The 19,748-nt window shown below is 64.6% G+C and carries 23 protein-coding genes; 14 read left to right on the plus strand and 9 right to left on the minus strand.

The features are described 5' to 3' along the window. Positions 1-93: 93 nt before the first annotated feature. Together DT069_RS17745 and DT069_RS17750 are read right to left on the minus strand one after the other, a co-directional pair. A complete protein-coding gene (locus DT069_RS17745; protein WP_425450343.1) occupies positions 94-1,068 on the minus strand; it encodes a quinoprotein relay system zinc metallohydrolase 2 in 975 nt (324 codons plus the stop codon). Between the two features lie 2 nt (positions 1,069-1,070). Continuing rightward, positions 1,071-1,868, minus strand: coding sequence for a pentapeptide repeat-containing protein (locus DT069_RS17750; protein ID WP_162913264.1), 798 nt, complete (start codon positions 1,866-1,868; stop codon positions 1,071-1,073). 551 nt (positions 1,869-2,419) lie between these two features. On the opposite strand from DT069_RS17750, the gene DT069_RS17755 reads away from it, so the two are divergent. The 3 genes from DT069_RS17755 to DT069_RS17765 all read left to right on the plus strand — a co-directional run bounded on the left by DT069_RS17755 (position 2,420) and on the right by DT069_RS17765 (position 5,820). Next, positions 2,420-4,219, plus strand: coding sequence for a methanol/ethanol family PQQ-dependent dehydrogenase (locus DT069_RS17755; RefSeq protein WP_119461651.1), 1,800 nt, complete (start codon positions 2,420-2,422; stop codon positions 4,217-4,219). Between the two features lie 221 nt (positions 4,220-4,440). Beyond that, complete coding sequence (locus DT069_RS17760; RefSeq protein ID WP_425450344.1) at positions 4,441-4,923, plus strand: c-type cytochrome, methanol metabolism-related; 483 nt, start codon at positions 4,441-4,443, stop codon at positions 4,921-4,923. A gap of 51 nt (positions 4,924-4,974) precedes the next feature. Beyond that, positions 4,975-5,820 carry a substrate-binding domain-containing protein gene (locus tag DT069_RS17765; protein WP_119461653.1) on the plus strand — a complete coding sequence of 282 codons (846 nt, stop codon included), beginning with the start codon at positions 4,975-4,977 and terminating at the stop codon, positions 5,818-5,820. On the opposite strand, the gene DT069_RS17770 is transcribed toward DT069_RS17765, so the two are convergent. The 4 genes from DT069_RS17770 to DT069_RS17785 form a co-directional block, all read right to left on the minus strand. Further along, entirely contained in the window at positions 5,810-6,550 is a 741-nt protein-coding gene (locus DT069_RS17770; protein WP_119461734.1) for an ABC transporter ATP-binding protein, read from the minus strand. The genes DT069_RS17765 and DT069_RS17770 overlap by 11 nt on opposite strands. Further along, entirely contained in the window at positions 6,547-7,323 is a 777-nt protein-coding gene (locus tag DT069_RS17775) for an ABC transporter permease (RefSeq protein ID WP_425450345.1), read from the minus strand. The genes DT069_RS17770 and DT069_RS17775 overlap by 4 nt, the downstream gene beginning before the upstream one ends. Further along, positions 7,302-8,291 (minus strand): ABC transporter substrate-binding protein, encoded by a 990-nt coding sequence (locus DT069_RS17780; protein ID WP_119461654.1) that lies wholly within the window; start codon positions 8,289-8,291, stop codon positions 7,302-7,304. The genes DT069_RS17775 and DT069_RS17780 overlap by 22 nt, the downstream gene beginning before the upstream one ends. Before the next feature lie 247 nt (positions 8,292-8,538). Then, positions 8,539-9,066, minus strand: a complete 528-nt coding sequence (locus DT069_RS17785) for a DUF3280 domain-containing protein (RefSeq protein ID WP_119461655.1) — start codon at positions 9,064-9,066, stop codon at positions 8,539-8,541. 157 nt (positions 9,067-9,223) lie between these two features. Here DT069_RS17785 and DT069_RS17790 point away from each other — a divergent pair, with 157 nt between their 5' ends. From DT069_RS17790 to DT069_RS17810, 5 genes are read left to right on the plus strand one after another with little or no spacing between them, the layout of a single operon-like run. After that, positions 9,224-10,429 carry an ABC transporter substrate-binding protein gene (locus DT069_RS17790; protein WP_425450346.1) on the plus strand — a complete coding sequence of 402 codons (1,206 nt, stop codon included), beginning with the start codon at positions 9,224-9,226 and terminating at the stop codon, positions 10,427-10,429. Between the two features lie 32 nt (positions 10,430-10,461). Then, a complete protein-coding gene (locus DT069_RS17795) occupies positions 10,462-11,427 on the plus strand; it encodes a YVTN family beta-propeller repeat protein (RefSeq protein WP_119461657.1) in 966 nt (321 codons plus the stop codon). Beyond that, positions 11,414-12,211 (plus strand): ABC transporter ATP-binding protein, encoded by a 798-nt coding sequence (locus DT069_RS17800; RefSeq protein WP_425450347.1) that lies wholly within the window; start codon positions 11,414-11,416, stop codon positions 12,209-12,211. The genes DT069_RS17795 and DT069_RS17800 overlap by 14 nt, the downstream gene beginning before the upstream one ends. Continuing rightward, positions 12,208-13,014, plus strand: coding sequence for an ABC transporter permease (locus DT069_RS17805; RefSeq protein WP_119461658.1), 807 nt, complete (start codon positions 12,208-12,210; stop codon positions 13,012-13,014). The genes DT069_RS17800 and DT069_RS17805 overlap by 4 nt, the downstream gene beginning before the upstream one ends. 42 nt (positions 13,015-13,056) lie before the next feature. Next, positions 13,057-13,725 (plus strand): hypothetical protein, encoded by a 669-nt coding sequence (locus DT069_RS17810; RefSeq protein WP_119461659.1) that lies wholly within the window; start codon positions 13,057-13,059, stop codon positions 13,723-13,725. Positions 13,726-13,742: 17 nt separating this feature from the next. On the opposite strand, the gene DT069_RS17815 is transcribed toward DT069_RS17810, so the two are convergent. Beyond that, the gene (locus tag DT069_RS17815; protein ID WP_119461660.1) at positions 13,743-14,345 is read right to left on the minus strand and encodes a PQQ-dependent catabolism-associated CXXCW motif protein; all 603 of its coding nucleotides are present in this window, start codon (positions 14,343-14,345) and stop codon (positions 13,743-13,745) included. Between the two features lie 257 nt (positions 14,346-14,602). On the opposite strand from DT069_RS17815, the gene pqqA reads away from it, so the two are divergent. From pqqA to DT069_RS17845, 6 genes are all read left to right on the plus strand, one after another. Next, positions 14,603-14,680 carry a pyrroloquinoline quinone precursor peptide PqqA gene (gene pqqA, locus DT069_RS17820; protein ID WP_119461736.1) on the plus strand — a complete coding sequence of 26 codons (78 nt, stop codon included), beginning with the start codon at positions 14,603-14,605 and terminating at the stop codon, positions 14,678-14,680. Positions 14,681-14,747: 67 nt separating this feature from the next. After that, complete coding sequence (pqqB, locus tag DT069_RS17825; protein WP_425450348.1) at positions 14,748-15,677, plus strand: pyrroloquinoline quinone biosynthesis protein PqqB; 930 nt, start codon at positions 14,748-14,750, stop codon at positions 15,675-15,677. Next, a complete protein-coding gene (gene pqqC, locus DT069_RS17830; protein WP_119461661.1) occupies positions 15,674-16,411 on the plus strand; it encodes a pyrroloquinoline-quinone synthase PqqC in 738 nt (245 codons plus the stop codon). Before pqqB ends, pqqC begins: the two co-directional genes overlap by 4 nt. After that, a complete protein-coding gene (gene pqqD, locus DT069_RS17835; RefSeq protein ID WP_425450349.1) occupies positions 16,408-16,695 on the plus strand; it encodes a pyrroloquinoline quinone biosynthesis peptide chaperone PqqD in 288 nt (95 codons plus the stop codon). Before pqqC ends, pqqD begins: the two co-directional genes overlap by 4 nt. Further along, complete coding sequence (gene pqqE, locus DT069_RS17840; RefSeq protein ID WP_119461663.1) at positions 16,692-17,783, plus strand: pyrroloquinoline quinone biosynthesis protein PqqE; 1,092 nt, start codon at positions 16,692-16,694, stop codon at positions 17,781-17,783. The genes pqqD and pqqE overlap by 4 nt, the downstream gene beginning before the upstream one ends. Positions 17,784-17,980: 197 nt before the next feature. Beyond that, on the plus strand, positions 17,981-18,514 hold the full coding sequence (locus DT069_RS17845; protein ID WP_119461664.1) for a PepSY domain-containing protein: 534 nt from the start codon (positions 17,981-17,983) through the stop codon (positions 18,512-18,514). An 83-nt stretch (positions 18,515-18,597) separates the two neighbouring features. Here the strand turns inward: DT069_RS17845 and DT069_RS17850 are convergent, their stop codons facing one another. Then, positions 18,598-18,960 carry an AzlD domain-containing protein gene (locus DT069_RS17850; RefSeq protein WP_119461665.1) on the minus strand — a complete coding sequence of 121 codons (363 nt, stop codon included), beginning with the start codon at positions 18,958-18,960 and terminating at the stop codon, positions 18,598-18,600. Then, the gene (locus DT069_RS17855) at positions 18,953-19,690 is read right to left on the minus strand and encodes an AzlC family ABC transporter permease (RefSeq protein ID WP_119461666.1); all 738 of its coding nucleotides are present in this window, start codon (positions 19,688-19,690) and stop codon (positions 18,953-18,955) included. Before DT069_RS17855 ends, DT069_RS17850 begins: the two co-directional genes overlap by 8 nt. Positions 19,691-19,748 lie beyond the last annotated feature (58 nt).

Below are 19,748 nucleotides of genomic sequence, written 5' to 3' on the forward strand. Positions count from 1 at the left end.
CGGACCGCAGTCCCGGATCTAATGTGATGCGGGTCAGGAGCGGGGTCAACAGCCGGGGCATGAGCCCTCCGGCAAACGAGATTTCCGAGCGGTCTACTCCCATTCCAGCTCCGTGAATGCCGTAACGATATTTCGCGCGTGGTAATCGTCGAACAGCAGCCACTTGCCGCGTTCCGACCGGCCGACCGTCTCCACTGCCTGCTCCATGGTGCCGCCTTCGGCCAGCAGCGTGCGGATTTCGTCGAGCAGCGTCCGCAGATAGCGCTCCTGCGCATCGAGCGCGCCGGGCCAGTCGGCGCTGACCGGCCCATGTCCGGGAATCACCCGGGCCGCGTTCACCTGCCGCAAGGCCGCGATCACCTCCAGCCAGCCTTTCAGGCTTCCGTCGATGGCGGGGATGCGGTCCATGAACAGAAGATCCGACAGCCACAAGGTCGAAGTCCGGACATCGAAAACGGACAGATCGTTGTCGGTATGCGCGGTCGGGTGGGCAGCCAGCCGCAGCACCCGGCCGCCGAGATCGATCTCCCGCCGCTCGCCGACGCCCTGCGCCGGGAGGATGATCCGCGTTCCGGCGGCCGCATCGCCCAATCGTTCAATCAGGTTCTCGAGGTAGAAGGGCCCCCGGGCCGTCAGTGCCCCGGCGAGCTTCGCATGGCCGACAAAGGCGGGAGCGTCGTCAACGAACGCCGCGTTGCCGAAGATATGGTCCGGATGAACATGCGTGTTGATGACGTAGCGTATAGGCAGGTCGGTGATCGCCCGGACCGCCGCGCGCAGACGTTGTCCTTCTATCGCGCTGCCGCCGCTGTCGATCACCGCGACGGCCTCGGCCCCGACGATGAATCCGATATTGGCGATGCCGCCATGGTTTTCGGCCGTGACCTCTCCGTGGACTCCCTGGTGCACGAAGATGCCAGGCGCCACCTGCTTCATCGCCAGCGGCATGACGTCGTCCTCGGCCGCAAGCGCGACATCGCCAAAGATGAGGATGAGGGCCGCCGCTACCGATCGTCGGAAAGCACCTCGTTTCGGAAGAAACCCCGGTTTCGGAAGAGACAAGGTCAAGCCTAATCGAACTGTGCCGATTGGCGGTTGGCGGTGTCGAGGCCGATTACGCTGTCGAGCCCCCTCACCTTCAGCAGCCGCGCGTTCCGCAGATCCGCCTTGGTGACGTCGGCGCCTGTAAGGTCGGCGCCGGAGAAATCCGCGCCGGCCATTTCGGCGCGCGTCAAATCCGCGCCGGCGAGGCTCGCGCCTCGCAGATCGGCGAATTCGAGCATGCCGCGCGACAGGTCCGCCCCTTCCAGGTTTGCCTCGCGGAGATTGGCGTTCCTCATCGATACCCGCATCAGGCCCATCGGCTGGTTGCGCATATCCGCGCCCATCATCACGCCTTCGAGGTTGGCGCCTTCGAGGTTCGCGTCTTCGAAATTGCTGACGAGCCGGGCGCCGGACAAGTCCGCGCCGCGCAGGTCGGCCTCGGCGAAGACGGTGGCGAATGCGCTGGTTCGCCTGAGGTCGGCGTTGCGCAGATCGGCGCCGCGAAGAACGGCGACATCGAGAACCGTGTCGGACAGGTCGGCGGCGGCGAGAATAGCCCCCTTCAGGACCGCGCCGTGAAGGTTGGCGCCCTTGAAATCCACGCCCGTGAGATCGAGGCCCGCAAGATTTCGCCCCGACAGATCAACGGGGGTCGTGCCGGCCTCGCGCGCCACCAACGCCCGCACCTCGCCAGCCGTCAGATCCGCCGCAACGGACGGTGCGGTGGCGCATAGCAGGACCAGCACGAGACCCCGCGTTGCAGCCTGTCGCAAGGCGCGGGAACAAACAATGGCAAGCGCGCTGGTCAGCGGACCTATCACCATTCTATGGGCCCTCGCTGCTCCTCGATCCGTGTGCGGCATCCGTGTGCGGCTTCGATGCTCGAGGACCAGCCCTGGCGATCAGCCAAGAACAAGCGGCCCGGCCGAGCGCTCTCGCGCATCGGGACGCCGTGTCGATCGTGACTCTGCCATAGCCTCACGCCGGGCTCCATCACATTCGGGAAAGTCCGGGCGCGCAATACGCTCCATACGCTAATGAGAGGAGAGGAAAAGGCCTTTTCGGGAAGTTTTGCCGGGAAACGCAACTCGCTGGCCATGAGACGGCTTGACTTGACTCGACGGAGTCGGGCTAACATTAAGAACTGGTTAAGACGCTGAAGCCTTGGCGACGATCAGCGGGCTTGGCTGGGGCGGCATCATGCATGGTGTCGCGGTTGTTGCCGGTTAGCAGGTGGGTGGGGCGTCGCGATAACGGTTTGGCCACCCGATCAACGGCCGGACGGCTAGAACAGGCCCAAGCAGAGCTTGTTCAATCTTCGTCTGCTTGGGAACAGACAGGCGGATCTGCCGTCTAATTTTGGGAGGATAAAATAATGCGACCATCCCTTCTGAAAAGTGCCGCTATAGTCGTTGCCGCAACACTCGCGCTACCGACGGTGGCACTGGCGAACGAAGAGTTGTTGAAGATGGAAGGTGACCCCAATCAGTGGGTCACGCAGCTCGGTAACTATTCGGGCACCCGGTACAGCGGACTCGACCAAATCAACAGCGAAAACGTGGGCGACCTTCAGGTCGCATGGAGCTTCTCGACCGGCGTGCTGCGCGGACATGAAGGCGGGCCGCTGGTAATCGGCGATGTGATGTATATTCACACGCCGTTCCCGAACATCGTCTATGCGCTCGATCTGAACGAGCCTGGCAAGGTGATCTGGAAGTACGAGCCGAGACAGGATCCGGACGTCATCCCCGTGATGTGCTGCGACACGGTCAACCGTGGGGTCGCCTATGGCAACGGGATGATCTTCCTGAACCAGGCCGACACCACACTGGTGGCGCTCGACGCCAAGACCGGTGAGGTCAAATGGACCGCGGTGAACGGCGATCCGACGAAGGGCGAGACCGCGACCATGTCGCCCTTGGTCGTGAAGGACAAGGTCATCGTCGGAAACAGCGGCGCCGAGTTTGGCGTTCGCGGTCATATGACGGCCTATGACATCAACACCGGTGAAATGGCCTGGCGTGCCTATTCGACCGGGCCGGACGAGGAACTGCTCGTCAACCCGCAGGAGACGACGCATCTCGGCGAGCCGATCGGCGAGGATTCGAGCCTGAAGACCTGGGAAGGCGATCAGTGGAAGATCGGCGGCGGCACGACCTGGGGCTGGATCACCTATGATCCGGAGCTGGACCTGATCTATTACGGGACCGGCAACCCGAGCACCTGGAACCCGTCGCAGCGTCCAGGCGACAATCGCTGGTCGATGACCCTGTTCGCCCGCGATCCGGACGACGGCATGGCGAAGTGGGTCTACCAGATGACGCCGCACGACGAGTGGGATTATGACGGCGTCAATGAAAGCCTCCTCGTCGACGATCTTGAGGTGAACGGCGAAATGCACAACGTGCTCGTCCATTTCGACCGTAACGGCTTTGCCTATACGATGGACCGTGAGACCGGTGAACTGCTGGTGGCCGAAAAGTACGATCCGGCCGTCAACTGGGCTACCGAGGTCGACATGGAGACGGGCCGGCCGCAGGTCGTGGCCGAATACTCTACCGACGAGCAGGGCGAGGACACGAACGTCCAGGGCATCTGCCCGGCCGCACTCGGCACCAAGGACCAGCAGCCTTCGACCTATTCGCCGAAGACCGGACTGTTCTACGTGCCGACCAACCATGTCTGCATGGACTACGAGCCGTACCGGGTGGCCTACACCGCAGGTCAGCCCTATGTCGGCGCCACGCTCAGCATGTATCCGGCCCCGGGCGGCGACCATCTCGGCAATTTCATTGCCTGGGATGCGGCGAAGGGCGAGATCGTCTGGTCCAATCCCGAGCCGTTCTCGGTCTGGAGCGGTGCGCTCGCGACGGCCGGCGACATCGTCTTCTATGGCACGCTGGAAGGCTATCTGAAGGCGGTCGACGCCAAGACGGGTGAGGAGCTGTACAGCTTCCGCACGCCGTCGGGCATCATCGGAAACGTCAACACCTATACCCACGACGGCAAGCAGTACATCGCCGTTCTGTCGGGCGTCGGCGGTTGGGCCGGAATCGGTCTGGCGGCTGGCTTGACCGAGAGCACGGCGGGTCTGGGGGCCGTGGGCGCCTACCAGTCACTGTCGAACTACACCCAGCTCGGCGGCACCCTGACGGTGTTCGCGCTGCCGGAATGATCGTCGTCTGACCGATCAAGCTCTGGGCCCGGCCTCCGCTTTTCTGGAGGCCGGGCCTTTTTCTCTGATCGGCGGGTTGGGTCTTCGGCTCAAGCGGTGATGACCGCGAACTGCGATATCGATGAAATCCTCGAGGGCGAGGCTTTGAATGCGTCGACGGCGTCGATGCATTTTTGCGAGCCTTCGGCGAACCTCGGAACAAAATGAAAGGACCACCGCTTATGATGCGGACCTACTTGCTTGGAAGAGCGCTTTGGCTCTGCCTGTTCGCCGCCGCCGGCTTCGTTTGCTTCGATGCCGCTCCGGCGACAGCGCAGGAGGAGGAGAAGCCCTATAGCATCACCGACGGAAAGGTCGACTGGTATACCTATAGCGGCTATCGTCGCTATCATGGTGAATGTCATGTCTGTCACGGACCTGACGGTCTCGGCAGCTCCTTCGGACCAAGCCTCGTGAACAGCCTGAAGACGCTGAGCTACGATGAGTACCTCGAGGTCGTCGTCAACGGCAGGCAGAATGTCTCGCAGGCGAGCCACCGGGCGATGCCGGCTTTCGGGATGAACCCGAATGTGATGTGCTTCGTCGACGACATCTATGCCTATCTGAAGGCCCGGTCCGATGGCGCCCTGGGGCGGGGACGGCCAGAGCACGGACCGAAGCCGGATGAGGCAAGGGAACGGGACAACGCCTGTCTCGGTTTCTGAATCTTCCGCGGGCGTCCCCGGCTCGGCGTTCAAGGATGACGGAGTTTGCTCATGACCTCGAAGAACTCTCGGCGGGCGGGACTCGCCGCCGCTCTCATCCTCGCGGTCGGCGTCGCCGGCCATGTGCCCGAGACGGGGCGGGCGGCCACCGCCGAGGCGGTGGACCGCTCGACCCTGCGGGTGTGCGCGGATCCTAGCAATCCGCCCTTCTCGACGGAGGCGGGCGACGGGTTCGAGAACAAGATCGCGGAACTCCTCGCCAAGGAACTGGGCGTTCCCGTCCGGTATACCTGGTACCCCGATACCATGGGGTTCATCCGCAACACCTTGCGGGCCCGGAAATGCGATCTGGTGATGGGCACCACCACCGCAAATGAGCTGCTGCAGAACACCAATCCCTATTACCGCTCGGCCTACAGCCTCGTATATCGGGAGGATTCGGACCTCTCCATCAGTTCGATCAACGATCCGGTCCTGAAGAGGCTTAAGATCGGTGCTATCGCCGCAACCCCGCCGATAGACCTGTTGGTGCAGAACGGCCTGCTGACGCAATTGCGGCCCTATCAGCTGCTGGTCGATACCCGTCACTATGATCCGGGGTATGACGTCGTCCACGACGTGGCGATCGGCGAGATTGATGTCGGGATCGTGTGGGGGCCGATCGCCGGCTACTACGCGAAGCAGGAAGACACGCCATTGACCATCGTGCCGCTGCATTCCGAGGCCGGCGGCCCGCATCTCGATTATCGAATCACGATGGGCGTCCGTCCCAATGAACCGGAGTGGAAGCGCGAGATCAACCGGCTGATCCGCAAGACGCAGCCCGAGATCAACCGGATTCTCCTCGACTATGGCGTGCCGCTCCTCGACGAGATGGGCAAGCCGATCAAACCCTGAATTCATCCCCGCCGTTCAACCGCTGTCGAATCGACTCGATGATCGCCGGGTCGTTCCGCTCGCAACGGGGAATGTCGATCGGCAGATCCATGACGATTGAGCCCGGGGCGGAGGACAGCAGAATGATGCGGTCCGCCAGAACCGCCGCTTCGCGGGTGTCGTGGGTGACGAACAGCACCGTGGTCGGATGCGCCCGCCAAATCTCCAGGAGCAGGAGCCGCAGCCGATCGGCGGTCGGTTCGTCCAGCGAAACGAAGGGCTCGTCCATAAGGAGCAGGTCGGGCTGAACGGCAAAAGCCCGGACGAGTGCCACCCGGCGACTCATGCCGACCGACAGCCGCTCGGGATAGGCGTGCGGAAATTCCTGTAGCTCCGTGGCGGCCAGAAGGTCCTCGACGATGCCGGAGGCGGCCTGTTCCGGGGTCAGCACAAGCTTGATGTTCTCGATGACCGTGCGCCATGGAAGCAGCCGGGGGTTCTGGAACACGTAACCGATCACCGGCTCTTCCTTGCCTGGTGCGGTCGGCAGGGAGACTTGTCCGTCGAAGTCGCGATCGAGCCCGGCGATAATGTTGAGCAGGGTCGTCTTGCCGCAACCGGAGGGTCCGAGCAGGCAGACGAACTCGCCTCGGCGCGCGGTGAATCGCAGATCCTTCAGCGCGATATGCGGGGCAGCCCGGCCCACCGCGGGATAGCGCTTCAGGCGGACGTCGATCTCCAGGCCGCTCATCGCCGCCATCGGTTGGCACGCCGTTCGAGAGGCTGGAGAATCGCGAGCTCGATGAACTGGATCACGCCTACGAACGCGATCGTGTAGGCGAGGATGCTCGCGACATCGAAGAACTGGAAGAACAGGTGGATCTGGAAACCTACGCCGTTGCTGCGCCCCAGCAGTTCGACCACGAGCACGATCTTCCAGATGAGGGCCAGCCCGGAGCGCGACGCAGCGACGATGAAGGGCAAGAGTTCGGGCAGGATCACATGGCGCAGCGTCTTGGCGCGTCCGAGCCGAAAGACCTGGGCCATCTCCAGATGGTCCTTGTTCAGCGTTCTTGCGCCCTCGCGCAAGGTGACGATGACGTTTGGAATCTTGTTGACCGCCACCGCCGCGATCGCCGCGGCCTCGATCAGCCCGAACCAGACATAGCAAAGCACGATCGTGACGAGGGCCGGGATGTTGAGGAAGAGAACCAGCCAGGAATCGAAGAAGCGGTCGAGCGACCTCGATCGGCCCATGGCGATACCGATGGGGACACCGACGAGCATTGCCAAGGTGAAGCTGGCGGCCACACGGGCCAGCGTGATCCCGACATGCCAGAGCAGCTCGCCATCGCGAATTCCGGCCACCAGCACGGAAAACACCACGGCCGGTGGCGGCAACAGGCGGGCATCCGTGAGCGCCGATGCTACATGCCAGATCAGCAGAAGCGCCGCGGCCGACGCGGCGTGCCACCAGACGGCGGACCAGGGTGTCGGTGCGTTCAGTAGGTGACGTGTTGCCAAAAGGTCCCTGCCTGGAGCTCACGGCTCTTGCCGACAAGCTCTTCGCCGCCGAGCTCCGCCATCAGCGCGAAGGCGCGTGCCGCGTCCGCTCGTTCGGCGTTGCCCCAGCTTTCCGGGATGCCCTGGCGAAAGCTGTCCCGAAGCGCCCGAAAGGTCGCCTCGTCCGACGCCCCCATCATCGGGCGGAGGCGCTCCCACTCGGCTTCAGATTGCTCGAGAATCCGTTTTGCCTTGCGGCTTGCGCGGACCAGGGCGGAGACGGCGTCGCGATGCGCCTCGCCCCAGCTTTCGTCGAACACATAGCCGAGCAGCGGCAGGTCCGAGCCGATGCCGAGCTCGCGCGCCGCCGCCTCTACGCTGATCACGGTTCGGAAGCCTTTGGCTTCGAGCGGCGCCAGGTAATTCCAGTAGTTGATGATGGCGTCGATCCGGCCGAGCCGGATCTGCTCGTTGAGCAGCGGCGGCGCGCCAAACACCGCGTCGACCTCTCCGGCCAGGTCCATGCCATGCCGCTCCCTGGCCAGGGCGCGTATCAGCAGCCAGCTCTTGTCGGCGGGCCCGCCGGCGATGCCCAGGCGCTTGCCCTTCAGATCGGATAGTGTCCGGATCGGCGATTCGGCCGGGACCATCAACGCCCCGACGGCGGTGGAATAGGGAACGAAGGTGAAGTCGGCGCCGGCCGCGCGCTGTCGCGACACCCAAATCCAGTCGGTGACGATCACATCGACCTTTCCCGCCTGCAGGGCCACCGCGGTCGCATCCTTTCCCGCGAGTTCGACCACCTCGACGTCGATGCCTTCCGCCTTGTCCAAGCCATGCGTCTTGATGACGTCGAGCTCCCAGGAGACGGTGCCGAACTTCAGAATGCCGACCCGCACCGTCTCGGCCGCCGCGGGAGTGGCGGCCAGGGCGAGGCAGGACAAAGCGATGGCGATCAACAGGTGTCTTGCGCGGTGCTGCGGAGTCATGGAAGCTCTTTTCTCGCCTCCCTCATTGCCGGTCGAAGCGTCGGCTCACGGCACATGGTGGCTAGAGCGCGATCCGATCAGGTTGGATCAACCTGATCGGTCAATCGCCCTCTATTTCGAATAACTAGAGACTGATTCACCGATCACATCGATTCGATGTGATCGGATCAGGCTCTAGGCGGCATGCTAGATCGCGGTTCCGCCGCTTCGCAACCCGGCAGGCCGCTCGATGAATGTCCCGTATCCATCACTCGGGTTCGGATGGCTTCAGAAGCCGGTGACGAAGTAGATAGGACACGCCGCGCGACCATGATTCGTCGGTGTTGCCGCGGAGGTCGGCGCTCATGGCTCGAAGCGGCTTGCCCGTCGCCGTGTCCCATAGCTGAAGATTGATGTTGAGGATCAAGTTGCTCACCTTCTGGACCGTGCCTGTAATCGCCACTTCGGCGCCCAGAGAGCGGCCGATCCGCGCGGCGCATCCGTTGCAGCCATGGAGATAGCCCGCCGCCTGAATCCGGTCCCGGGCCGGCGCCAAGTCGATCACGGCATATCGACCCGAAGCGGCAAGCTCCCGGCGCAATTGCTCGCTGATGAGGGCAAGCCGCTTCTGCTCGTCGGGCCTGACGTCTTCCATTGCGCCCTGCAGGCTCGTGTCGATGAGCTCGAAATCAAAGACCGCGGCCTCGATCGGCTGTTGCGCCGCATCACTTCGCGAAGCGGAGGCGAACGCCGCCAACACGAAAAGAAGCAGCCCGACTCCCGTTCGACGCGTCATGTCTCCTGGCATCGCCTTCTCCCTGATCGCCAAAGCGCCGGCAGATCCGCGTGCGGTTGTATGCGGTGGGCGTTGACGTTATCGTGAGAACAAAAATTAATTCAGCTTAGCACGGTTCGGCGCATTCAACGGTGCGAAGCTGATCGGAGGCAAGGTATTGCGCTTTTTACGAACCTCTCCCATCGGGGTTGTTGTCGGGATGCTGGCGGCTTTCACCGGGGCATTTGCCCAGGATAAACAGGCCGATGTCGCCACCGTTCCGATCGCCTACATCACCGAACGGATCGCGCATGTGCCGCTCTCCCTCGTTGAGCCGATCCTGACCGATGCGGGGGTGCAGGGCGCCCGGCTGGGCATCGCCGACAACAACACGACCGGGCGCTTCCTGGGGCAGAAGTTCGTGCTCGACGAGGCGGTGGTGCCGGAGGGCGGCGACGTGGGCGCGGCGTTCGAGGCGCTGCTGGCCGCCGGCCACAGGCTGATCGTCGCCGATCTGCAAGCTGACGACCTGCTGGCGATCGCCGATTTGCCGGCGGCGCGGGACGTCCTGATCTTCAACACCCGGGCGCCGGACGACGCCCTGCGCAACGATGCGTGCCGGGCAAACGTCCTGCACGTCATCCCGAGCCGGGCGATGCGGGCCGACGCGCTGGCCCAGTATCTCGTCTGGAAGAAGTGGCGCGACTGGTTCCTGATCGTGGGGGCGGGCGACGGCGACCGGCGCTATGCCGAGGCGATCCGCCGCGCCGCCACCAAGTTCGGCGCCGAGATCGTCGGCGCGCGCGATTACGACGCCGGCTCCACGGCGCGCCGCACCGATACCGGCCACGCGCAGATCCAGAAGCAGATGCCGGTGTTGACCCAGGGCGAGGGCTACGACGTCGTCGTGGTCGCCGACGAGAGCGATCTGTTCGGCGAGTATCTGCCCTACCGGACCTGGCTGCCGCGCCCGGTGGTCGGCACGCAAGGGCTGGTGCCGACATCCTGGCACCGCAGCTTCGAGCAATGGGGCGCGACCCAGATGCAGAACCGCTTCCACGCGGCGGCCGGGCGCGGGATGAGCGAGCGCGACTACACCGCCTGGCTGGCGGTGCGCAGCATCGGCGAGGCGGCGACCCGGACCGACAGCACCGACGCCGCGACGATCGAGGCCTACATCCGCGGCGACGAGTTCGCGCTCGCCGGGTTCAAGGGCCTGGCGCTGACCTATCGCGCCTGGAACGGGCAGCTGCGCCAGCCGGTGCTGCTGGCGGCGCCGCGGGCGCTGGTCTCGGTCTCGCCGCAGGAGGGCTTCCTGCACCAGCACAGCGAGCTCGACACGCTCGGCTTCGACCGGCCGGAATCGACCTGCCGGCTCGACTGAGGGCCGGCGCCATTGTCAGGCAGGAGATGCACATGAAGACCCAACTGAGTCTGGCCGGGGCGGCGCTGCTGGCGCTGGTCATGCCGGCGGCGGCGGAGACGATCTACGTCTCGAACGAGAAGAGCAACGACATCACGGTGATCGACGGCGAAACCCTCGAAGTCACCGCCACGGTCGCGGTCGGCCAGCGGCCGCGCGGCATCACGCTGAGCCACGACCACAAGTTCCTCTATATCTGCGCCAGCGACGACGACACGGTCGAGGTGCTCGACCTTGAAGCACTTGAGATCGTCGGCACGATGCCGTCGGGACCGGACCCGGAATTGTTCGTGCTGCATCCCGACGGCAACCCGCTCTACATCGCCAACGAGGACGACAACATGGTCACCGTGGTCGACGTCGAGAAGGGCACGGTGCTGGCCGAGGTCCCGGTCGGCGTCGAGCCCGAGGGGATGGGGATCAGCCCGGACGGGGCGGTGCTGGTCAACACCTCGGAGACGACCAACATGGCGCACTTCATCGACACCGCGACGCACCAGATCACCGCCAACGTGCTGGTCGACAATCGGCCGCGCTTCGCGGAGTTCAGCGGGGACGGCAAGCAAGTCTGGGTCTCCGCCGAGATCGGCGGCACGGTCAGCGTGATCGATACCGGGACGAAGGAGATCATCACGAAGATCGGCTTCGAGATCCCCGGCGTCCAGCCGGAGGCGATCCAGCCGGTCGGCGTCGCGCTGACCGACGATGGAAAATACGCCTTCGTCGCGCTCGGGCCATCGAACCGGGTCGCGGTGATCGATCAGCAGTCCTTCGAGGTGCTCGAATATCTGCTCGTCGGGCAGCGAGTGTGGCAGCTCGGCTTCAACGCCGACCAGAGCCGGCTCTACACCACCAACGGCAACAGCAACGACATCTCGGTGATCGACGTCGCCGATCGCGAGGTCGTCAAGTCGATCACCGTCGGTCAGGCCCCGTGGGGCGTCGTTGTCAAGCCGTAGCGAAATTGATGTTCCTGCCGAAGAGCTGCTGACCGGCGACACTGCGTCGGCGGTTCCGGCGCTGGCGGTCGAGGGGCTGAGCCACAGTTTCGGCGAGCGCAAGGCGCTCGACGGGGTATCCTTCACAATCCCGCCAGGCGCCTTCACGGTGCTGCTCGGCCAGAACGGCGCGGGCAAGACGACTCTCTTCTCGCTGGTCACGCGGCTGTACAACAATCGCAGCGGCACAATCCGCGTCTATGGCTCCGACGTGGCGCGCCGCCCGTCCGAGGCGCTTGCGCGAATCGGCGTCGTATTCCAGCAGCGCACCCTCGATCTCGACCTCACGGTCGCGCAGAACCTTCGCTATCACGCCGCCCTCCACGGCATGAGCGGCGGCGAGGCGCGCCGGCGGATCGAGGCGGAGCTTGCCCGGCTGGCGCTATCCGACCGGGCGGGCGACAAGGTGCGCCAGCTGAGCGGCGGCCAGATCCGGCGGATCGAGATCGCCGCGGCGCTGCTCCACCGGCCGCGCTTGATGCTGCTCGACGAGCCGACGGTCGGCCTCGATATCGGCAGCCGCCAAGGCATTCTCGACCATGTGCGCCGCCTGTGTCGTGAAGATGGAATCGGCCTGCTCTGGGCCACCCATCTCATCGACGAGGTCATTCCCGGCGACCGCGTCGTCATGCTGCACAAGGGACGCGTCGTTGCCGATGGAACGGTGGAGGATGTGGCGCGCGCGGCCGGTGCCGCGACGATCCGCGACGCCTTCACCAAACTCACCGGCGCAGGTGCATCGTGACCGCTGTCCACTATCTCCGCTGCCTGAACGGGATCGTCGCGCGCGAGGCGCTCCGTTTCCTGCATCAGCGGGGCCGGTTCATCGCCGCGCTGGTGCGGCCGCTGGTCTGGCTGTTCATCTTCGCCGCGGGCTTCCGCGCGGTGCTGGGCGTCTCGATCATCCCGCCCTACGAGACCTATGTGCTCTACGAGGTCTATATAACCCCTGGTCTGGTCGCGATGATCCAGCTGTTCAACGGTATGCAGAGTTCGCTATCCATGGTCTACGATCGCGAGATGGGCAGCATGAAGACCCTGCTCGTCAGTCCGCTGCCGCGCTGGTATCTGCTCGTCTGCAAGCTGTTCGCCGGTGTGGCGGTCTCGATTCTCCAGGTCTATGTCTTTCTCGCGATCGCCTGGTTCTGGGGTATCGAGGCGCCGGCCTATGGCTATGTCGCGGTGCTTCCCGCCTTGATCCTGTCGGGCCTGATGCTGGGCGCTTTGGGGTTGCTGCTGTCGTCGGCGATCAAGCAGCTCGAGAACTTCGCCGGGGTGATGAACTTCGTGATCTTCCCGATGTTCTTCGCATCCTCGGCGCTCTATCCGCTGTGGCGCATCAACGAATCGAGTCCGCTGCTCTATCAGATCTGCGCGGTGAATCCCTTCACCCATGCGGTCGAGTTGATCCGCTTCGCGCTGTATGGGCAGGTCAACCCAACGGCCTCGCTTTGGGTCCTGGGCTGCTTGGTCCTGTTTCTTGGCCTAGCGATATATGGCTATGATCCTGCGCGCGGGTTGATCGCCCGCCGCGGCGCGCCCGGATGACGGTTTCGACCGATGAGGAGGGCATTTATTGGAGGAGCCGCAATGTTTTGGAACTGCCGCAAGCCAATTTCCCGCAAAGGCGCGCGGGCGGCCACGGCCCGGGCCGGGCTGATCGCGGCGATTCTGCTGTCCGCCGCGGGCCAGACCGCGCAATCGCAACCCGTGGAAGATCCGGATTGGCCTTGCATTCAGCGCAAGGTGCCCGAGATTTCGCCCGGCATGGTCTGGGCTGGGCCACCCTTGGACGCCGCCGCCGCATCCTGGCGGGACGATCCCGAGATCGCCGCACTCGCGATGAAAATCGCTTCCCGAAGGACTCCGATCGAAGAGGCCAACGCCGCGATCAAGGAGCTCGCCGAAGCGGCCGGCGCGGACGAGGATAAAAAGCTGACCATGCTATTCGCCGGGGCTCTCGGCATAATCAATCACGATCGCGCGTCGATCATGAGCGGTATCCAACGCTATGCGACCCGGCAGCGCGCGCTCGCGGACAAGATAGAGCGCCAGTCGGCCCAACTCGCCGCACTCCCCGTTGAAGAGACGCCCCCTGGGGTGACCAGCGAACGCGACGATCTGCTGGAAGTTCAGAACTGGGACATCAGGATCTTCGAAGAGCGCGAACACGCTTTGACCTATGTCTGCGAGCAGCCCGTTCTTCTGGAGCAGCGCGCGTTCGCCCTCGGGCGGGAGATCATGAAATATCTCGATTGAGCGTCGGCGCGACCGCCTCAGGCGGGTGGCGTGGCGGCATCTGGTAACGGTACGGGCCGGCTCTCCTCGAGCGGCAGCCCTGCCGCCGCCCAGCCATCGGTCCCCTCAGGATACCAGTAGACGCTGGCGTAGCCGTAGTCGATCGCCCGCTTCGCCGCATTCCACGACATCCAGCAGTCCGAAAGGCAATAGAAGACGAGCTTGCGCTCCTTGTCGCCGCCGGCCAGCCTTTCGAGATTGCTTCGAAAGTAGGACTCGAGCGCTTGCGACAGTTCGCCGCGCCCGACGTCGGGCAGCCAGACACTTCCCGGGATGTTGTTGCGCGGCTTCGGGAACCACAGAGTCGAAGCTGGCAGATTGTCCGGTTTCCGCTGTTCCGGCAGGACGTCGATGAGGATGACGCCGTCATCCGCGAGGAGTGCTTGCAGCTTCTCCGTCGAAACGACTGTCCCGCCGGCAATGGTGTCCGGTGTCGGTGCCCTGTACAGGTCCAGCCTGTAGCCTTCGGGCTCGGGAACCGCTTGGGCTGCCGTCCCGTCGGCAAAGGCCGGCGCGGCGACGAGCAGGAGCGCTGCGGCTACGCCGCTGCGGACCCGACGAGCAGCCTGATGGTCGAGCATGCTTGAATCCCTCTCCGTTGGCCGGCATGCGGACCATCCTAGTTTCTTGTTTTGCCGGCTGTCGATACCGAGTTCGGAACCGTCGGTATTCGCCCCGACCGTCCCAAGGAACCGCTGTCCGGGCGGCATTCGTCCCCCGGATTCGTCCTTGCGTCCCCTCGTAGGCGGAACTAAATTTAGAATCGTTCGACTTATCAGAGGCGAGTCGGGCGAGTTGGGATTACGCCTGAGTCCCCAAACAACGGGAGGAATGCGACATGGCTTGGACTTCCCCGAAGATCGTCGAGATTTCTGTCGGTCTCGAAATCAACTGCTACGCTTGCGCTGAGCTCTAAGCGCCGTTTTCGACGCCCCGAGGTCAGGTCACTGGACCGACCCGGGGCGTTTTCATACTAAGCTCGGATGGTGTTACGGCTCCTTATCGTAGGATCGGCCGCGGGGGGCGGCTTCCCTCAGTGGAACAGCAACGACGAAGGATCTCGTCGTGCCCGTTCGGGTGATCCGAACGCCCTGCCGCGCAGCCAATCCTCCATCGCGGTCAGCGCGGATGGACGGCGCTGGACACTGTTCAACGCATCGCCCGACCTCCGACAGCAGATCAACGCGAACCCGCAACTCCATCCGCAGGACGGCAAGCGGCACAGCCCGCTGACCAGCGTCGTTCTGACCAATGGCGACGTCGACCATGTCGCCGGGCTGCTGACGCTGCGCGAAAGCCACCCTCTGGCGCTCTATGCGACCGACCGGGTGCTGCAGGTCTTGCGCGAGAACAGCATCTTCAACGTGTTGAACCCGAATTTCGTGGAGCGCCGGAAACTGCCGCTCGATACGGAGTTCGAGGTGTCGACGCGCGACGGGGACGGAACCGGCCTGTTCGTCGAGGCCTTCGCGGTGCCCGGCAAGGTCGCCCTCTATCGCGAGGACGTCGCGGCCGGGCCGGATTTCGGCACGCAGCCCGAAGACACGATCGGCCTGAAGATCTCGTCCGGCGGCTCGTCGCTGTTTTATATCCCGGGCTGCGCGCGGATGTCGGAGGATCTGGGCGAGCGCCTGCGCGGCGCGGCACTTGTCCTGTTCGACGGCACGCTGTGGCGCGACGACGAGATGATCGTTGCCGGCGTCGGCAGCAAGACCGGCAAGCGCATGGGACATATCAGCGTTTCCGGGCCCGACGGCAGCATTGCCGCCTTCGAACCGCTCGGCGTCAAGCGCAAGGTCTTCGTCCATATGAACAACAGCAATCCAATTCTGCTGGCCGATTCCGCCGAACGCGCGATCGCCGAAAAGGCAGGCTGGGAGATCGCCTTCGATGGAATGGAACTGACGCTATGAGCGAAGCCCTCAGTCCGGCCGAGTTCGAACGGCAGCTTCGGCGGATCGGCGAGGAGCGCTATCACAGCCGGCATCCGTTCCATAAGCTGCTGCACGACGGCAAGCTGAACCAGGGCCAGCTGCAGGCCTGGGTCCTCAACCGCTTCTATTATCAAAGCCGTATTCCGATGAAGGACGCGGCGCTGATTTCCCGCGTCGAGGATCCGGCGCTCCGGCGGGAATGGATCAGCCGGATTCTCGATCATGACGGTTCCGGCGGGGAGGAAGGCGGGATCGAGCGCTGGCTCGTTCTGGCGGAAGGCGTCGGCCTTGATCGCGACCTGGTGCGGTCGACGCAGAGCGTGCTGCCGGCTACGCGGTTTGCCGTCGATGCCTATGTGCGATTCGTGCGCGAAAAAAGCCTGCTCGAGGCCGTTGCCTCGTCGCTCACCGAGTTGTTCGCCCCCGACCTTCACAAGACCCGTATCGCCGCCTTGCTCGAGAACTACGATTTCGCCACGGACGCGACCCTGGCCTATTTCCGGACGCGCCTGACGCAGGCGCCGAAGGATGTGGCGTTCGGGCTCGCCTATGTGCAGCGCGAGGCGCGGACCCGCGAGCAGCAGGAAGCGGCCCTTGCGGCACTGCGCTTCAAGACCGATGTGTTATGGGCGCAACTCGATGCGCTGCATTTCGCCTATGTCGAGCCGGGTTTCATCCCGCCGGGTGCATTCGTCCCGAAGGACCGACAGTGAAGGAACGTGTCGTCATCGCCGAAACCTCCGTGCCGCGGCTCGTGCCGCACGCGCGGCTGCGGTTCGACAAGCAGCGCGATCAATGGATCGTGCTGGCCCCCGAGCGCCTGTTCGTTCCTGACCCGATCGCACTCGAAATTCTCCAGCGTTGCGATGGGGTGGCGACCGTCGCGACAATTGTCGACGGCCTTGCCGAGAAGTTCAATGCGCCGCGCGAGGTGATCCTGGGCGATGTCATCGCGCTCCTGCAGGATCTGACCGACAAGGGGGTGATGACCGAATGACAGGTCTGGCCGCGCCCTTCGCGATGCTCGCGGAACTCACGCATCGCTGTCCGCTGCAGTGCCCCTACTGCTCGAATCCGCTGGAACTCGAGCGCGCGAGCAACGAGCTGACGACCGAGGAGTGGGGCCGCGTCATCGACGAAGCGGCCGAGATGGGCATGCTGCAGATCCATTTTTCCGGCGGCGAGCCCACCGTTCGGCGCGACCTTGCGGTGCTGGTCAAACGCGCTTCGGAGGCCGGGCTCTACAGCAACCTCATCACCTCCGGCGTGCTGCTCGACGCGGCACGCCTGAAGGCCCTTGCCGATGTCGGGCTCGAGCATGTGCAGCTCAGCTTCCAGGACAGCGAGGCGCAGTCCGGCGATCGCATCGGCGGCTTGCAGGGCGGCCATGAGAAGAAGGTCGGGGTGGCCAGGCTGGTGCGGGCGGCCGGCCTGCCCCTCACGCTCAATCTGGTCGTGCATCGCCAGAATCTCGACCATCTCGATGACCTGCTTGCCATGGCGGTGGAGATGGATGCCCAGCGCGTCGAGATCGCGCATGTGCAGTATTACGGCTGGGCCCTGAAGAACCGGCGGGCGCTGATGCCGACCCGGGCACAGCTCGAACGCGCGACTGCCACGGTCGAAGCGGCCCGCGAGCGGCTCAAGGGCGTGCTCGTCATCGACTATGTGGTGCCCGATTATTACGCGCGGCGGCCGAAGGCCTGCATGGGTGGCTGGGCGCGCCAGTTCCTCAACATCTCGCCGTCGGGCCGGGTGCTGCCCTGCCATGCCGCCGAATCGATCACCAGCCTGACCTTCGATACGGTGCGCGAGCGCAGCCTTCAGGACATCTGGGCGAATTCGGACGCCTTCAACAAGTTTCGCGGTACCGATTGGATGCCGGAGCCCTGCCGCTCCTGCAATCGGCGCGAGATCGACTGGGGCGGTTGCCGCTGCCAGGCCTTCGCGCTGACCGGCGAGGTCGCGGCGACCGACCCGGCCTGTGCCTTGTCGCCCCATCACGAAGAACTGGTACGCGTCGCCGAGGCCGAATCGAGCGTCGCGCCGCCCGCCTTCGTCTATCGCCGCATCGGCGCAGCCTGACACAGGCTTTTACACCCGGGTTCTCCTGAGATCGCTGTTCGGGCCATTGGTTCGCCGCAAGTTCCGATTCTCCGGAACTCGCGGGCTCCCAGCGTGTTTCGCTTCCATCTTGGGCATTTTTGCGCGGGGTGGCGTGGTTTTGCCCCGCGTGGTCCAGCTAGCCTTTATCTGCGGCTGAAACGGAGGAGGACCTCACCATGACCATCATGCCAACGTCCCGCAGCTTACCGGTTTCCCTTTTTGCCGCGGCTCTCTTGATCGGTGCCGCGCCGGCGGCTTACGCCCAATGCGAGGCCGGGACCGGCGGTTCGATGATCCAGGACATGGCAAAGACCCAGGAGTCGGCCGGGGCGGCGGCCAACGCCACCACCGGGCAGAGCGGAACGACAACGGCGGAGTCCGATATCCAGCCCGATCAAGGCGGAGTCACGACGGACAAAGAAGGCGCGGCCACGGCACAAAGCGGCGGCACGCCGGAGGAGAGCGGGGCGACCACGGCGGGAGCCGGCGGCGCGACGACCTCGTCGGGCGAGACACAAGCCGTAATGGATTCGCCGGAGATTGAAGGCGCCGACGAAGAGCGAATCGTGGCCATGTTGGAGCAGGAGGGATACAGCGATATCAGCAGCGTCGTCAGCTGCGGCGCCTATTACGAGGTCGAGGCCAAGCAGGGCGACCAGCAGGCGAAACTGCAGGTCGACATGGCTACTGGCCGAGTCAATCCCCTCTAAATCTATGTGCATCGAGAGGAGATCTGCCCCGGTCTCCTCTCGACCGAGATGACGGCGCCCGTCGGGTCACACAAGCCAGGGGGTCATAGCCAGGTCACGCGGCCGACAGTCAGCAGTACCAGCACGCTCACGCCGGCGCCGACGCCGAGCAGCAGGTTGCGCCGGGTCGCGAGAAAGATCGCGAGCGCAACGACCGATGCGGCGAGCCGATCGGTCAAGGCCGTCGCTTCGAGCGGGCCGACCGGCAGCACGATCAGCCGCGCGATCAGGCCGGCGAGAAAGGCGTAGGTAACCGCGCCGATCCATTGGAACAACTGCCCCTCCGGATTGATCCGGTCGGAGAGCGCCACGCCCATACCGCGCCAGACATAGGTCGCCACGGCGCCGGTCAGCACCACGATCCAGGGCCAGATACCGGGCCAAGCTTCAGACCAAGCCTCAGGCATGGGGGCGACCTGCGCGAGCGTCGAGCGCTCGATCCACGAGAAATGCCGCGCTGCCCGCAAGCAGCCCGGTCGCCAGCAAGCCCCAATCCGGATCGACCAGATGCAGAAACGGTCCGGTCACGGCACCCAGGCCGAGGGCGAGCGCCCGGATCCGATGCCGGAAGTCCGCGGCGAAGACCAGCATGAAATAGATCGGATTAAGGAAGACGAGGCCGAGCGTGATGTAATCCGGGACCAGGCTGGCGAGGACGAACCCGAAGCCGGTCGCGGCCAAGGTCACCGACCACAACGTCATCGCAAAGCCCGCGAAATAGGGCAGGCGCTGGTCGGTGGGCAGGTCGGGGCAGCGCTGCATCGCGATCGTCCAGCCGGTGATCGCGATGAAATGGGCGAAAAAATAATAGCGCCAGCGCGGCGTGCCGGGATGCCGCAACAGCGGCATCAGCGCGACCGTCATCGGCAGCAGCCGGGCATTGGTCAGGGCGACGGCGGAACCGATGGCGAGTAGCGAGGCGCCGACGGCGTAAAGCTCGACCAGTGCGATCTGACCCGGCAGCGCCCAGCCGGTGGCGGTCGAGGCGAACCCGAGCCACAGCGAAAAGCCGGCCTCTCGACAGAGCGAGCCGAAGCCGAGATAGCTGGCGCCCAGGATCACTGCCGGCATGCCGAGCGAGGCCCGCATTCCGCCGAGAGCGGCGGCACGCGGCGACCGATAGGCCGATTCCGCCATCAGGGCGCCCGGCCCGAAATCTGCGCGAAGAGGAGAGGCATGGGCGGAGGAATTAGCA

The sequence above is a fragment of the Virgifigura deserti genome (assembly GCA_003576685.1).
Lineage (GTDB): Bacteria > Pseudomonadota > Alphaproteobacteria > Dongiales > Dongiaceae > Virgifigura > Virgifigura deserti.

Coding starts and splice junctions, on each gene's coding strand:
- DT069_RS17855 (WP_119461666.1), bottom strand. CDS start 19,690: ATGGCGGAATCGGCCTATCGGTCGCCGCGTGCCGCCGCTCTCGGCGGA.
- DT069_RS17770 (WP_119461734.1), bottom strand. CDS start 6,550: ATGAGCGGCCTGGAGATCGACGTCCGCCTGAAGCGCTATCCCGCGGTG.
- DT069_RS17845 (WP_119461664.1), top strand. CDS start 17,981: ATGACCATCATGCCAACGTCCCGCAGCTTACCGGTTTCCCTTTTTGCC.
- DT069_RS17815 (WP_119461660.1), bottom strand. CDS start 14,345: ATGCTCGACCATCAGGCTGCTCGTCGGGTCCGCAGCGGCGTAGCCGCA.
- DT069_RS17850 (WP_119461665.1), bottom strand. CDS start 18,960: ATGCCTGAGGCTTGGTCTGAAGCTTGGCCCGGTATCTGGCCCTGGATC.
- DT069_RS17810 (WP_119461659.1), top strand. CDS start 13,057: ATGTTTTGGAACTGCCGCAAGCCAATTTCCCGCAAAGGCGCGCGGGCG.
- pqqB (WP_425450348.1), top strand. CDS start 14,748: ATGGTGTTACGGCTCCTTATCGTAGGATCGGCCGCGGGGGGCGGCTTC.
- DT069_RS17785 (WP_119461655.1), bottom strand. CDS start 9,066: ATGACGCGTCGAACGGGAGTCGGGCTGCTTCTTTTCGTGTTGGCGGCG.
- DT069_RS17760 (WP_425450344.1), top strand. CDS start 4,441: ATGATGCGGACCTACTTGCTTGGAAGAGCGCTTTGGCTCTGCCTGTTC.
- DT069_RS17765 (WP_119461653.1), top strand. CDS start 4,975: ATGACCTCGAAGAACTCTCGGCGGGCGGGACTCGCCGCCGCTCTCATC.
- DT069_RS17795 (WP_119461657.1), top strand. CDS start 10,462: ATGAAGACCCAACTGAGTCTGGCCGGGGCGGCGCTGCTGGCGCTGGTC.
- DT069_RS17755 (WP_119461651.1), top strand. CDS start 2,420: ATGCGACCATCCCTTCTGAAAAGTGCCGCTATAGTCGTTGCCGCAACA.
- pqqA (WP_119461736.1), top strand. CDS start 14,603: ATGGCTTGGACTTCCCCGAAGATCGTCGAGATTTCTGTCGGTCTCGAA.
- pqqE (WP_119461663.1), top strand. CDS start 16,692: ATGACAGGTCTGGCCGCGCCCTTCGCGATGCTCGCGGAACTCACGCAT.
- pqqC (WP_119461661.1), top strand. CDS start 15,674: ATGAGCGAAGCCCTCAGTCCGGCCGAGTTCGAACGGCAGCTTCGGCGG.
- DT069_RS17780 (WP_119461654.1), bottom strand. CDS start 8,291: ATGACTCCGCAGCACCGCGCAAGACACCTGTTGATCGCCATCGCTTTG.
- DT069_RS17750 (WP_162913264.1), bottom strand. CDS start 1,868: ATGGTGATAGGTCCGCTGACCAGCGCGCTTGCCATTGTTTGTTCCCGC.